Annotated in this window: 6 protein-coding genes; 4 read left to right on the top strand and 2 right to left on the bottom strand. The window is 73.2% G+C overall.

The features are described 5' to 3' along the window. Positions 1-4: 4 nt before the first annotated feature. A complete protein-coding gene (locus ACWDUM_RS02400; RefSeq protein ID WP_450132742.1) occupies positions 5-778 on the top strand; it encodes an SDR family oxidoreductase in 774 nt (257 codons plus the stop codon). Positions 779-826: 48 nt separating this feature from the next. Beyond that, on the top strand, positions 827-1,504 hold the full coding sequence (locus tag ACWDUM_RS02395; protein WP_450115845.1) for an isochorismatase family protein: 678 nt from the start codon (positions 827-829) through the stop codon (positions 1,502-1,504). A gap of 63 nt (positions 1,505-1,567) precedes the next feature. Here the strand turns inward: ACWDUM_RS02395 and ACWDUM_RS02390 are convergent, their stop codons facing one another. After that, positions 1,568-2,713 carry an isochorismate synthase gene (locus ACWDUM_RS02390; RefSeq protein WP_450132741.1) on the bottom strand — a complete coding sequence of 382 codons (1,146 nt, stop codon included), beginning with the start codon at positions 2,711-2,713 and terminating at the stop codon, positions 1,568-1,570. Positions 2,714-2,801: 88 nt separating this feature from the next. Between ACWDUM_RS02390 and panD the strand changes: the two genes are divergently transcribed. Beyond that, complete coding sequence (panD, locus tag ACWDUM_RS02385; RefSeq protein ID WP_450115860.1) at positions 2,802-3,197, top strand: aspartate 1-decarboxylase; 396 nt, start codon at positions 2,802-2,804, stop codon at positions 3,195-3,197. A gap of 22 nt (positions 3,198-3,219) precedes the next feature. On the opposite strand, the gene ACWDUM_RS02380 is transcribed toward panD, so the two are convergent. Beyond that, entirely contained in the window at positions 3,220-4,092 is an 873-nt protein-coding gene (locus tag ACWDUM_RS02380) for a siderophore-interacting protein (RefSeq protein ID WP_450132740.1), read from the bottom strand. Positions 4,093-4,206: 114 nt separating this feature from the next. On the opposite strand from ACWDUM_RS02380, the gene ACWDUM_RS02375 reads away from it, so the two are divergent. Then, complete coding sequence (locus ACWDUM_RS02375) at positions 4,207-14,793, top strand: amino acid adenylation domain-containing protein (protein WP_450132739.1); 10,587 nt, start codon at positions 4,207-4,209, stop codon at positions 14,791-14,793. Positions 14,794-14,816: the final 23 nt, after the last annotated feature.

Genomic DNA, 14,816 nt, shown 5'->3' with positions numbered 1-14,816 from the left:
GCTCATGGTGGTGGATGGAGTGACCGGACGGTCCGTGCTCGTGACGGGCGCCGCGGGTGGCATCGGGGCCGCCGTGGCGCGGGTGTTCGAGCAGGCCGGCGCGACCGTGGCACGGTGGGACATCGCCGGTGACGAGCAGGCCGACCCGCGCACGGGCGGGGTCCTCGCCGTCGACGTGACCGACCCCGACGCGGTCGCCGCCGGATTCACCACGACCGAGGACGCGATCGGGCCGGTCTCCATTCTGGTCCACGCCGCCGGCGTCCTGCGCACCGGCTCCGGGCTGGACCGCGGCGACGACTGGGACATCTGCATGGCGGTCAACGCGACCGGCACCCGCAATGTCGCCGGCGAAGCGGCCCGGCGTTTCGTGGCCGCCGTCGACGCGGGCGCGCGGCCGGGCGTGATCGTCGGGGTCTCCTCGAACGCCGCACCGACCCCGCGCACCTCGATGGCCGCCTACGGCGCGTCGAAGGCCGCGGCGACGGCCTACCTGCGCAGCCTCGGTCTCGAGCTCGCGCCGCACGGAATCCGGTGCAACATCGTCTCTCCCGGTTCCACCGACACCCCGATGCTGCGCGGCATGTGGTCGCGCGAGGACGAATCCGCCGCCGTGATCGCCGGTGACGCGTCCGCATTCCGGCTCGGGATACCTCTCGGTCGCCTCGCGCAGCCGGAGGACATCGCGCAGACGGTGCTGTTCCTCTGCTCGGACGCCGCCCGGCACGTGACGCTGCACGACCTGCGGGTCGACGGCGGCGCCACCCTCGACATATGAATCGCCACAACCGAACTCGACCACCGAACACGACAAAGGAGTAACCGGATGGCCATTCCTCCGATCGCGCCGTACCAGCTGCCGGGCCGCGACGAAGTGTCCGCCGACCGCGTCGACTGGGCGCTGGACTCCTCACGCTGCGCGCTGCTGATCCACGACATGCAGAAGTACTTCATCGACGCGTACGAGCCGGGTACCGAGCCGATCAGCTCGGTGGTGGCGAACATCGCCGCCATCCGGGATGCCTGTGCACGCGCCGGAATCCCGGTGATCTACACGATGCAGCCGGGCGATCAGCACCCGTCCCGCCGCGGCATCCTCGCCGACTTCTGGGGCGTCGGCATGGCCACCGGTCGTGACACCGAGGTGATCGACGAACTCACCCCGCGGCCGTCCGACATTCAGGTCACCAAGTGGCGGTATTCCGCGTTCCAGCGCACCGACCTCCGGCAGCTGCTGGGGCATTTCGGTCGCGACCAGCTGATCGTGACCGGGGTCTACGCACACATGGGGTGCATGCTCAGCGCCACCGAGGCGTTCATGAGCGATGTCGCGCCGTTCCTGGTGCTGGACGCGACCGCCGACTTCACCCGCGACGAGCACCTGATGGCGCTCGAATACGTGGCCAAGCGGGCCGGGCGGGTGCCGACGACGGCGGAGGTGGTCTCCGCGATCGACGCGACCACGGCGGTGGCGGATCCGGAGGCCGAGTCGGCCACCGCCTGACCGCAGGCTGCCGGGCCGGGATGAAGGTGAGGGGCGGGTCGGGCACCGCCTGGCGCGGAGGGGTCAGGCGGTGACGCCGAGTGCCGCCATGATGGTGCCGAATTTCGTTGTGGTCTCGTCGAGTTCGCTCTTCGGGTCGGACGCCTCGACGATCCCGCCACCGGCGTGTGCGGTGGCGCTGAGGCCGTCCGCGGCGATCTGCGCGCAGCGGATGGTCACCATCCACTCGCCGTCGCCGGACGCGTCGCACCATCCGACCGTGCCGGCGTAGAAACCGCGGCTGCCCTCGACGGCCAGGATCGTGCGCATCGCCTCCGGGGTCGGGGTGCCGCACACCGCAGGCGTGGGGTGCACCGCGAGCGCGAGCTCCAGTGCGCCCACTGCCCGGTCGCGCAGCGTCGCCCGGATGGGGGTGCCGAGGTGCCACAGCTGGGGCGTGTTGGTCAGCACCGGACTGCGCGGGGCGTCGATGTCGGTGCACAGCGGCTCGAGGGCGGCGCGCAAGAAGTCGATCACGTAGGCGTGCTCGGTGAGGTCCTTGGCCGAGGCCGCCAGCGCGCGGCCGCGGGCCGCGTCGATCTCCGGATCGGGATGGCGAGGTGCGGACCCGGCGAGGGGATGGCAGGTGACGAGGTCGCCGCGGCGCCGGATCAGCACCTCGGGACTGGACCCGACCAGGCGCACGCCCCGGTGCGCCTCGCCGGCTGCGCTGAGGTCCACCGAGAAGCCGTTCCCCGCGGGGTCCGCGGCGACGAGGCGTTCGAGGATCGTGGTGTGGTCGAGCGGTGCGGCGGCGTCGAGTTCGACGGCACGGGCGAGAACGACCTTCCGGAGCGCGGATTCGCGGAGCAGCGCGACCGTGTCGGCGACCCGACGGGCGTGGTCCGCGGGGGACGGGACGCGGCGCCGGATCGACACGGCGGGCACGGCGGCGTCGGGGCTGGCGACGGGCAGCGGCGCCGACGTGACGTCGAGGCGGTGCGGCACGGTGAGCGCGGCCGGTTCGCGGACGTCGAACGGCAGCGCCCCGACGATCGCGGGGATCCGTCCCGCGCGCAGGCGCGCCACCGCGTCGTTCGGGTCAATGGTGGTGTCGGCCACCCCGTGCCCGCTGACGGTGCCGTGCGGCCGGGACAGGACGAAATGCGGCCCGGTCGGGTGCGGTGCGTCCTGTGTGGTGGCCGGGTTCGTGGCCGCGGCGGTTGTCATCACCTGTTTCCTCGCCGGGGTGGCGCCTGAGCCAACCCCTGTCGCACTCTACTTCGCTTAGGCTAACCTATCGGTCGTGAACCGCATCATGCTCTCCGGGAAGATCCACCGTGCCACCGTCACCCAGGCCGACCTGCACTACGTCGGCTCCGTGACCATCGACGAGGACCTGATGGATGCCGCCGACGTGCTCGAGGGTGAGCAGGTGCACATCGTCGACATCGACAACGGCGCCAGGCTGGAGACCTACGCGATCGCCGGTGCCCGCGGATCGGGCGTGATCGGCATCAACGGTGCTGCGGCACACCTCATCTCACCCGGTGACCTGGTGATCATCATGGCCTACCGGCACGTCGACACCCGTGAGGCCGCGGACTTCGTGCCCCGGGTCGTGCACGTCGACGCGAGCAACGGCATCGTCGAACTCGGATCGGATCCGGCCGAGCCCGTGCCCGGCGCGGTGGATCAGCTCGCCACCCGCTGAGCGGATCCGGCCGCGCCGGCCGTCAGGCGTGCTCGCGCCGCCGGTGGTCGAGCGACTCGACGGCCTGATCGCGGAGCGCCCGTACCCGGGCGAGCGCGCCGGCGACCGGTGCGCGCCAGTACCCGGAGGCGTCGAGCAGTTGCTTCTGCACCCCGAGCTCCTTGGCGACCGCGCGCAACTCCCGCACGATCGCGGCCTCGCCGGCGATCCACATCCAGCCCTCACCGGTGGCGGGGGCGACCTGCCGCACCGCATCGGCGAGCAGCTTCGCGTCGGCGACGCCCTCGCGACGGTGCACCCAGGTGACACCGGTCAGGTCGGCCTGCTCCTCTTCGGGGCCGTCCACCAGGACGACGGCGTGCAGGGTCGCGGAATCGGCGTGCGTGTCGACGTAGCGGCCGATCGCGGGCAACGCGGTCTCGTCCCCCGCCAGCAGCCACCAGTCCGCGCCGGTCGGCGGGATGGTCGAGACCTTCGGCCCGGCCAGGTGCAGCACGTCGCCCGGCTTCGCGTCGCGTGCCCAGTTCCCGGCGACGCCGTGGCCGTGCACCACGAAGTCGAGGTCGAGTTCGCCGTTGACGGGGTCGAATCGGCGGACGGTGTAGGCGCGGGCGACCGGTGCGGGTTTGCGAGGCCAGTGCAGGTGGCCGTCGTGCTGCTCGGGCAGCACGGGCTCGGTCTCGCCCTCCTCCGGCAGGAAGATCTTCACGTAGTCGTCGGCGCCCTCGGTGCGGAACGCGGTCACGTCGAACTCGCCGGAGCGGAAGCCTTCCAGCTGCTCGCCGCCGACGGTGATCCGGCGCATCCGCGGAGTCACCTCGGTGGTGCGGATTACCCGCAACTCGCGCAGGACGATCGGGAGATCGAGCCGCCTGGACGGGGTGGTCACCGGCATGCGCTGGGTCCTTTCGTTGACCGAAACTCGCCTTGGGTAGGGTAGGTAATCCTAACCTGTAGGTGTCTGTGGTGGACCCCCGGGTTTTCACTGAGTGATCGCGAGGAGCCGTCGGTGGAGTCGAGTGTGCAGTACGCGCTGTCGTGCGCGCAGGCCGGTATGTGGTTCGCACAGCAGCTCGACCCGGAGAACCCGACTTTCGTCACCGGCCAGTGCATCGAGATCGCAGGCCCCCTCGACCCCGGTCTCCTCGCCCGGGCCGTGGACCGGGTCGTCGACGAGTCGCCGGAGCTCCGCACCCGCATCGACACCGTCGCCGGCGAGGTGGTCCAGGTGCCCGGCGGATGGCCGGGCCCGCCGACGGGCATCGTGACGACCGACGGGCTGGACGCGGCACTCGCCGACATGCGCACCCGGCTGCGGGAACCGATGGACCCCGCCGCGGCGCCCGCATTCGGCGCCACCGTCCACGTTCTCGGCGTGGACCATCACGCGCTGTTCCTGCGCGCCCACCACCTGCTGCTCGACGTCTACGGGTACAGCCTGCTCGGGCGGCGGATCGCCGCGGTGTACAACGCGTTCGCGGCCGGAGCGCAGCCCCCGGCGCCGCGTCTGGACCCGATCGCGAAGGTCGTCGCCGAGGACGCCGCCTACGCCGAGCGGACGGCCGTCGACCGCGACTTCTGGGCCGCGGAACTGCGCGGCGCCCCCGACGCGCCGACCCCTGCGCTCGCCCCGGCTCCACCCGCCTCTGCGGTGGCGTGGCAGCTGCGGCAGCGGGCCGTCACCGTCGGCGCCGAGGTCGGGGACCGGCTCGACGAGATCGGCCGCGCCGCCGGAGGTGGCTGGGTGGACGCGGTCACCGCGGTGATCGCCGCCTACCTGGCCCGGACCACCGGGGAACTCGATGTGACACTGGGCTTCCCCTCGATGAACCGGATGGGAACGGCCGCGGCGAAGGTGCTGACCACCGCGGTCAACATCGCCCCACTGCGGGTTCCGGTCGACCCCGGGGCAGGGGTGGCAACGCTGACCGGGGCGGTGCGCGCGGCGATCGCCCGGACCGCACCGCACAGCCGCTACCGCGCCGAGGACATCCACCGCGACCTGCGTCTGCCCGCGACCGCCGCCGGCCCGGTCGGCCCCACCGTCAACATCAAGCCGTTCGGCGACTCGCTGCGCTTCACCGGCGCCACCGCCACGGTGCATTCGCTGGCCCGCGGGCCGGTCCGCGACATCACGTTCGTGGTCCGCCGGCTCGACGACAGCCGTGAGCTCGAGATCCAGATCGACGCCGACGCCGCGCGGTACACCGATGCGGACGTGGAACGGCACGCCACCGGACTGGCCCGGATGCTGGACGCCGCGGTCGGTGCCGACCCCGCCGTCGCCCGGGTGTCGCTCCTCGACCCCTCGTCGCCGCAGTCGGTTCCGGTCGACTGGGAGGGCACGGTCGCCGCCGATGAATGCCCGGACGTGCTGACGCGGTTCGACGAGCAGGTCGCGACCCGACCCGACGCCCCGGCACTGGTCGCCGGCGCCGAGCGGCTGACCTACCGCCACCTCGCCGGCCGGGTCGACGCACTGGCCGCCGAACTCGCGGCCCGTGGCGCCGGACCGGAGTCGCTGGTCGCGCTCGCCCTGCCCCGCACCGCGGACGTGGTGGTGGCGCTGCTCGCGGTGCTGCGTACCGGCGCGGGCTACGTACCGCTCGACCCGCAGTTCCCCACGGCGCGACTGGAGTACATGCTCGCCGACGCCCGGCCCGCGATCGTGCTGACCGCCGGTGACTTCACGGACCGGATCGTGGTGCCCGCCGGTACCACGGTCGGCACCGTCGCCGACGGCGCCCCGGCATGGACGGGCGACGGTCGCTCCGCGCGGAGCGTCGGTGCCCCGATCCCCGCGAACACCGCCTACGTCATCTACACCTCCGGTTCCACGGGAAACCCCAAGGGTGTGGTGCTCGATCGGCGGGCACTGGCCCGGTTCGTGCACGCCGCCACCGGCCTCACCGGAATCGACTCCGCCACACGGCTGCTCGCGGTCACGACGTTGTCCTTCGACATCGCCGTCCTGGAACTGTTCGTGCCGCTGTGCGCCGGTGGCACGGTGGTCCTCGCCGACGAGGACGCCGCGCGCGACCCCGCCGCGCTCGCGTCCCTGCTCGCCACCGAGTCCGTCACCGCGATGCAGGCCACGCCGTCGCTGTGGGGCGCGGTCCTCGACCATCCCGCTGCGGACCTGTCGGCCGTCGCGGTCCTGGTCGGCGGCGAGGCGCTGCCCGCCCCCGTCGCGACCGGTCTCGCTGCCCGCGCCCGCTCGGTGACCAACATGTACGGCCCAACCGAAGCGACCGTGTGGTGCACCAGCGCACCGGTACCCGGGGACCGGGACTGGACCGGGACCATCGGGCGCCCCTACCCGGGCACCGCTGCGGTGGTGCTCGACCGCTTCCTGCAGCCGGCGCCGGTGGGCGTCGTCGGCGAGTTGTACGTCGCCGGAACGCAACTCGCGCGCGGCTACCGGGGCCGCCCCGACCTGACCGCTGCGCGCTTCGTCGCCGATCCGGCCGGTTCGGGCCGGCTGTACCGGACCGGCGACCTGGTGCGCTGGAGCGTCGACGGCCATCTCGAGTACCTGGGTCGTGGCGACGACCAGGTCAAGGTACGCGGACACCGGATCGAGCTCGGCGAGATCGAGACCGTCGCGGCTGCGTTCGACACGGTCGCCGCCGCCGTTGCGGTCGCCCGCCCCGACGCCACCGGGACGATGCACCTGGTCGGCTACCTCACCGCCGTGGACGGCGCGAGCGTGGACACCGCGGCGCTGCGCGCCCACCTCGCCGACGCCCTGCCCGGCTACATGGTGCCGTCGGTGCTGGTCGTGCTCGACGAGTTCCCGCTCACCCCGAATCTGAAGGTGGACCGAAAGTCGCTGCCTGCACCCGACTTCGGTGGATTCGACACCGGTCGTCGCGCCGACTCGGACACCGAACGGGCGCTGTCGGCGATGTTCGGTGATCTGCTCGGGCTCGACGCCCCCGGTGTCGACGCGGACTTCTTCACCCTCGGAGGCTCGTCACTGTCCGCGACCCGGCTGCTGGCGCGGATCGCGGGCACGCTCGGGGTCGACCTGTCCCTGCGGGACGTGTTCGACACCCCGACCGTCGCCGGACTCGCCACCCTCGTCGAGGCAGCGGCGCCCGCCGCGCCGGTGGTGACCTTCGCGCCACGTGCGGACACGATGCCGCTGTCGGCTGCGCAGCAGCGACTGTGGTTCCTGCACACGGCGAACGGACCGTCCGCGACCTACAACGTGCCGTTCGCACTGCGGATCCGCGGCCGGGTCGACGAGGACGCGCTGGGCCGCGCGCTGGCCGCGGTGGTGACCCGGCACGAGGTGCTGCGCACGGTCGTCGTCGACGCCGACGGAGCGGGTGCGGCCCGGATCCTGCCGTCCGGCACCGCGGCGCCGCTGGCCGTCACCGACGTCGCCCCCGCCGATCTCGACGCGGCACTGCGCGAGGCCGCCCGGGTGCCCTTCGACCTGACCGCCGAGATCCCGCTCCGCGCCCATCTGCTGCGCACCGCACCCGAGGACTCGGTGCTGCTGTTGGTGATCCACCACCTGGCCGGGGACGAGTGGTCGGCGGGTCCGCTGCTGGCGGACCTGGCCGCGAGCTACGCCGGCGCCGACCTGCCCGACGATCCCGGCCGCGTCCAGTACGTGGACTTCGCGGTCTGGCAGCACGAGGCCCCGCAGAACCCCACGTCCCTGGACTTCTGGCGGGCGGCACTCGCCGGTGCGCCGGAGGAGTTGACGCTGCCGTACGACCGGCCGCGGCCCCCGGTGCCGACGCAGCGCGGTGACGACGTGTGGCTGCACGCGGGCGCGGACGTGCTCGCCGGGTTGCAGGCGCTGACCGCAGCGACCGGCACCACGATGTTCATGGCCGTGCAGGCCGCGGTTGCGGTGCTGCTCGCGAAGATCGGTGGGGGAGAGGACATCGTGCTCGGCGCGCCGGTCGCCGGTCGCGGCGCCGCCGGGGTGGAGGACCTCGTCGGCCTGTTCGTCGACACCGTCGCCCTGCGGGTCGACCTCGGCGGCGACCCGACCGTCACCGAGGTCCTGAACCGGGTGCGGCGCACCGACCTCGACGCCTTCGCGCACCAGGACACCCAGTTCGAGCACGTCGTCGACGCCGCCGGGGTCACCCGGTCCCTGGCTCGGCACCCGCTGTTCCAGACCCTCGTCCAGCACCGCACCCCGCACGTGGCCCCGACCTTCCCCGGCCTCGACGTCGACCCGTCCTACATCTCCACCGGGACCGCGAAGTTCGACCTCACCTTCGAATTCGTCGAACTCGAGGACGGACTGGACGTCCGGGTCGAGTACGCCCTCGACCTGTTCGATCGCGGTACCGCGGAGGCGCTCGCGCAGCGCCTGCGGGCGGTGCTCGAGACGTTCGCCGTCCATCCCGGCACCGCCGTGCACGCGGTGGACGTGCTGCTGCCCGCCGAGCGGGCCGCGCTCACCGCGACGGTCGGGACCGCGCCGACCACCCTGCTGCCCACGCTGCTCGACGACGCCGACCGCGCGTTCGCCGAACGGGTGGCACTCGTCGCCGGCGACGCAGAGCACACCTACGGCGACCTCTCCGCGCGTGCGAACCGGTTGGCCCGGGCGCTGATCGGCCGGGGCATCGGACCGGACGCCATCGTCGCCGTCGCCGCCACCCGCACCGCGGCGACGGTGGTGGCCCTGCGCGCGGTGATCGCCACCGGTGCCGCCTACCTCCCGGTCGACCCCGGTTACCCGCCCGCCCGGATCGGGCACATGCTCACCGACGCCGCGCCGTCGCTGGTGCTCGTCGACGCCGCAAGTGCATCCCTGATCGCGCCGCTGGCCGGAAGTGCGCCGATCGTGTCGATCGGTGACCTGGAGTTCGCGGCCGCCGACCTGCCCGCCGGGGCGATCGACGACGCCGAGCGCGCGGTCCCCGTTGCCGGCGCGCACCTCGCCTACGTTGTCTACACGTCCGGGTCCACCGGCACCCCGAAGGGGGTGCCGGGCACCGTCCAGGCGCTGACCAACCGGCTGTCCTGGCAGCGTGACCTTTTCGCACCGGTGGATGGGGACGTGCGGCTGGCGAAGAGCTCGCTGAGCTTCATCGACGGTTCCACCGAACTACTGGCCGGGCTCCTGTCCGGGGCCCGCCTCGTGCTCGCCGACGACGAGCGCGCCGGGGACGCGCGCGCGCTCGCCGAAATGATCGCCGCCCACCACGTCACGCAGGTGACCGCGGTGCCGAGCCTGGCCGCCGTCATCGGCGAACACGGTGCCGAGGTGGCCGAGCCGCCAAGTCGGGGCGTGCGGACCTGGTTCCTCAGCGGTGAATCGCTCGAGCCGCGGGTGATCGAGGCCCTGGCCGGCGAAGACGTGACCGTCTACAACTCGTACGGGTCCTCGGAAGTCGCGGGTGACGTGAACGTGTGGGCTGCAACGGATCCCGGGCGGGTGCTGATCGGCGCGGCTGTGCCCGGCGTCGCGGAACACGTGCTCGACGCCCACCTGCGCCCGGTACCGGACGGGGTGGTCGGCGAACTGTACGTCGGCGGTGTGCAGCTCGCGCGCGGCTACCTCGGCCGGCCCGACCTGACCGCCGCCCGGTTCGTCGCCGATCCCACCGGAAGTGGGGGACGGCTGTTCCGCACCGGGGACCTGGTGCGGCGCACGAACACCGGCGAGCTGGCGTTCGTTTCCCGCGCCGACAACCAGATGAGCCTGCGCGGGTTCCGGATCGAACCGGGCGAGGTGGAGGCCGCACTGGCCACGCACCCCGCGGTCGACCGGGCGCTGGTGACGGTGCGGGCCGGGGCGACCGGAGTCGACCAGCTCGTCGGGTACGCGTCGAGGGCAGGCTCCGCGTCGCCTGGCGACGCAGAACTCCGCGCGCATCTGCGGAACCTGCTGCCGGACTACATGATTCCGTCGGTGTTCGTGGTGCTGGACGCGATGCCGAAGCTCCCCAACGGGAAGGTCGACCGAGACGCGCTGCCCGCGCCGACCCGGTCCGAGCAGCGCCGGGAACCGGCCACCGAGTCCGAGCGGGCGTTCTGCGCAGCGGTGGCGGACCTGCTCGACCTGCCGTACGTCGGTCCGGACGAGGACTTTTTCGCGCTCGGCGGCAATTCGCTGCTCGCGACCCGGCTCTCGTCGGCGATCCGCACCCGGATCGGCCGGGAGGTGAGTATCCGGGAGGTCTTCGACCTGCGCACCCCGGCGCGCCTGGCCGCGGAGACATCGGCGGCAGGTACTCGGGCTCCGCTGGTCCGCCGCGACCACGAGGAGTTGTCCCCGATGTCGGCGGCGCAGGGCCGGTTGTGGTTCCTGTTCCAACTGGAGGGACCGAGCGCGACCTACAACATCCCGTTCACGATGCGACTGCGCGGCCGGGTGGATGTGCACGCGCTGCGCGGCGCTCTGACGCACCTGCTGAACCTGCACGAGGGCCTGCGCACCGTCTTCACCTCCGGCGAGGGCCACATCGGATGTCAGCGGGTGCTGCCGGTGGCCGATCTCGAGGTGCCGCTGACGGTGACCGACGTGGACGTGGCAGACGTGCCCGCCCGCCTGGCCGACGCGACCGGGTACGCGTTCGACATCACCGCCGACCTGCCGGTGCGGGCGGTGCTGTTGCGCACCTCGCCCGATGACGCGCACCTCATGCTGCTGGTGCACCACATCGCCGCCGACGAGTGGTCGGCGAGGCCCCTGATCGCCGACCTCGCCGCCGCCTACTCGCACCTGTCCGGTGCGGACGTCGCACTGCCCGGGCCGCTTCCGGTGCAGTACCGGGACTTCAGTGCATGGCAGCCCGAGGTGCTCGGCGACCCGGCCGACCCGACTTCTCCGCTGGCCACCCAACTCGACCACTGGGCGTCGGTGCTCGCCGGGCAGCCGGAGGAACTGACGCTGCCGTACGACCGGTCCCGGCCCGCGGTGTCCAGCTACCGCGGCTCCGCGGTCGCGTTCGAGGTGGGGCCGGACATCGTGCGCGCGCTCGACGCCGTGGCCGCTGCGGCCGGGGTCACCCGGTTCATGCTCACCCACGCCGTGGTCGCGGTGCTGCTGCGCGAACTCGGCGCCGGCGACGACGTGGTTGTCGGCTCTCCGGTCGCGGGCCGCTCCGACACCGCGCTGGAGCGGGTGGTCGGCTTCTTCGTCAACACCCTGGTCCTGCGCACCGACCTCGGGGGCGACCCGACGTTCGCCGAACTGCTCGTTCGCATCCGGGCGGCGGACCTGGATGCCTATGCGCACCAGGACGTTCCGTTCGAGCAGCTGGTGGAGCGGATGGCGCCGGCCCGGTCGTTGTCGCGGCAGCCGCTGTTCCAGGTGCTGGTGCAGTACCGCGACGCGATCGACCCGATCGCGATGGCCGGTCTCGACGCGTCGCCGGTGTTCGTGGAGACGGGTACCTCCAAGTTCGACCTCACCTTCGAGCTCGCCGCATCCGAAACAGGAGGCCTCCGCGGGCGGATCGAGTACGCGAGCGACCTGTTCGACCACGCGACCGTCGACTCGTTCGCGGAGCGGCTCGCCGCGCTGCTGCGGCAGATCGCCGCCCGCCCCGATGCGCGCCTGTCGGCCCTCGACCCGCTGACCGCCGCCGATCGCGCGGCACTCCTCGCGGCAGAGTCGGGGCGGACCGTCGCCCTGGACGACTCGACGCTGCCGGAGCTGTTCTCGCGGCAGGCGGCGACGACACCCGACGCGATTGCGGTGATCGTCGACGAGACCGGGCAGGAGCTGACGTACGCGCAGCTCGACGCCGCGGTCGACGCGCTCGCGGCACAGCTGTCCGGGTCGGCCGGTGGCGTGGTCGCGGTGGCGGTGCGTCGCAGCGCCGCACTCGTCGTGGCGCTGCTCGCGATTCACCGGGCCGGGGCGGCGTACCTGCCGCTCGACGACAGCTACCCCGCGGAACGGCTCGCGTACATGGTCGCCGACGCCAAGCCCGCGCTGGTGCTGCTCGGCCCGGGGGTGGCGCCCGTCGAGTGCGCCGCGCCGGTACTCGAGATCGACGCCGACGGTCGCGCGTTGCGGGACCCGGCGCCGGTCCGGTCCCGTCCGGCGGTCCGTCCCGACGCGGCCGCCTACCTGCTCTACACCTCCGGCTCGACCGGCCGCCCGAAGGGCGTGCTGGTGTCGCACCGGGCCATCGCGAACCGGCTGGCGTGGACGCAGGCCGAGTACGGTCTGACCCCCGCCGACCGGGTGCTGCAGAAGACCCCGTCCGGATTCGACGTGTCGGTGTGGGAGTTCTTCTGGCCGTTGATCACCGGCGCCACCCTGGTGATGGCGCGGCCCGACGGCCACCGCGATCCGCAGTACCTGCGGGAGGTGATCGACCGGCACGCGGTCAGCACCGTGCACTTCGTGCCGTCGATGCTCGCGGCGTTCCTCGACGCGGTCGCCGAGGCCGGCGGGCCGCGCCCGAAGCCGACGCGAGTGCTGTGCAGCGGTGAGGCGCTCACCCCCGAGCACCGCGACCGCTTCCACGCCCTGATCGACGCGCGGCTGCACAACCTGTACGGCCCGACCGAGGCGGCGGTCGACGTCACCGCCGCGTCGGTCGAGGCGCGTCACGAGGAGGGGCCGGGGTGGGTGCCGATCGGGCGCCCCGTGTGGAACACCCGAGCGCTCGTCCTCGACGAGCGGCTGCGCCGGGTCCCGCCCGGCGTCGTCGGTGAGCTGTACCTCGGTGGCGTGCAACTGGCTCGCGGCTACCACGACCGTCCGGCGCTGACCTCCGACCGGTTCGTCGCCGACCCGCACGGCCCGGCGGGGGAGCGGCTGTACCGCACCGGCGACCTGGTGCGCTGGCGTGCCACCCCCGACGGCTCGGCCCTCGACTATCTGGGCCGCGCCGACGGTCAGGTCAAGCTGCGCGGGCAGCGCGTCGAACTCGGGGAGATCGAGTCGGTCCTGCTCTCTCACGACACCGTCGGACAGGCCGCCGTCGTGGCCCGTTCCGGCCGGCTGTACGCCTACGTGGTGCCCGCAGCGGGCGCCGCGGTGACGGTCCCGGATCTGCTCGCGGCCGCGTCGATCTCGTTGCCGGACCACATGATCCCGGCCGCTGTCGTGGTGCTCGACGCGCTGCCGCTGTCCGCCAACGGCAAGCTGGACCGCAAGGCGCTGCCGGAACCCGCCCTGCCCGAAGCTGCGGAGCGCCGCGCGCCGGACGGCCCCGCCGAGACGGCGATGTGCGAGCTGTTCGCGGAGGCGCTGCGCCTGGACGAGGTCGGTGCCGACGACGACTTCTTCCTGCTCGGCGGCGACAGCATCATCTCCATCCAGGTGGTGAACGCGGCCGCCCGGCGGGGTGTCACCTTCGGGCCACGGGAGATCTTCCAGTGGCGCACGCCCGCGGCGCTGGCCCGTGTCGCCGAGTTCGAGGCGGGCGGATCGGGCGTCGACGGGGCCGGGAGCGGTCCCCGGGACCCCGCCGACGTCGGGCCGCTCCCGGTGACCGCGCTGGTGCACCGGGCGCGTGAGACCGGGGCCGAGCCCGCGGGGATCGGTGCCGTCCTGTCCGTCGCCACCCCGGCCGGCGTCGGCCACGACGACGTGCGGGCCGCGGTCGCCGCACTGATCTCGACACACGACGCGCTGCGGCTGCGGCTGACCCGGGTGGCGTCGGTGCTGTGGTCGCTCGACACGGCCCCGGCGGCCGATGTCGAGGTGCGCCACCACGAGGTCGCGGCCGACGATCTGGAGCAGCGAATCGCCACGGCCGGAACGGAGTTGGTGGCCGGGCTGGACCCGGAGGCCGGACGGGTGCTCGCGGCCGCGTGGCTCGACAGCGGTGCCGGCGCCGGCACGCTGGTGGTCGCGGTGCACGCATTCGCCGCGGACGGTCGATCGCTGGCCGTGCTGCGCGAGGACCTCGACGCCGCATTGCGCGGCGGCACGGTGGCGCGTCCGGCGGCGACCGCGCTCGGGCTCGCGCACCGGATCAACGAACGGGCCCAGGACCCCGCGCTGATGGGCGAGCTCACGCACTGGGCCCAGGTGCTCGCACCGGGCGGCTCGTTGCGCATCGGTGCGCCCGCGCTGCCACCGATGGGCGCCCGGGCGACGGTCGTGGTCGCCGCGGAGGCGACGGTGCCGGACCCCGATCGGGAGGCGCTCGCCCTGACGGCCCTGACCGTCGCGGTCGAGTCCTGGCGCGGGGCAGGCGCAGAGCTGACCGTGGAGTTGCCGAGGGAGGCACTCGCAGACGGCGCGGAGGAGCCCGACAGCGCGCGCACCGTCGGCCCGTTCGAGGTCGGGGTGCCGGTGCGCGTCGCGGATGCGGCAACGGAAACCGTGCGGGCCGCGCTCGCCGCAGTGCCGTCGGCCGCCGGGTACGCCCTGCTCCGCTACCTCAATGCGCAGACCGCGCCTGTGTTCGCGGCCCTGGCCCGCCCCGAGGTGAGCCTGCGGGTGGTCGATGCCGCCGATCCGGAGCCGACCGTGGTCGATCCCCGCGTGCTGGACGTGGTCGTCGCCTTCGCCGAATCGACCGCGACGGTGCGGGTCGACCACGACACCGCCCAGGTGACCGAGGCGGACGCTCGCACGATCGCCGAGTCGGTGGCGTCGGCGATCGGGGCGATCGACCGGGTGGGATTGAGTACCGTCCGCTAGTTTGGATAGGCTAACCAGAATTT

It is taken from the genome of Rhodococcus sp. NPDC003322, assembly GCF_053589555.1.
The sequence above is the reverse complement of the archived record's forward strand: the minus strand, read 5'-3'. Positions and strand labels throughout refer to the sequence as shown.

What these genes read in the sequence shown, in the direction of transcription:
- ACWDUM_RS02400 (WP_450132742.1), top strand. Translation starts at nt 5, where the DNA reads ATGGTGGTGGATGGAGTGACCGGACGGTCCGTGCTCGTGACGGGCGCC.
- ACWDUM_RS02395 (WP_450115845.1), top strand. Translation starts at nt 827, where the DNA reads ATGGCCATTCCTCCGATCGCGCCGTACCAGCTGCCGGGCCGCGACGAA.
- panD (WP_450115860.1), top strand. Translation starts at nt 2,802, where the DNA reads ATGCTCTCCGGGAAGATCCACCGTGCCACCGTCACCCAGGCCGACCTG.
- ACWDUM_RS02380 (WP_450132740.1), bottom strand. Translation starts at nt 4,092, where the DNA reads ATGCCGGTGACCACCCCGTCCAGGCGGCTCGATCTCCCGATCGTCCTG.
- ACWDUM_RS02390 (WP_450132741.1), bottom strand. Translation starts at nt 2,713, where the DNA reads ATGACAACCGCCGCGGCCACGAACCCGGCCACCACACAGGACGCACCG.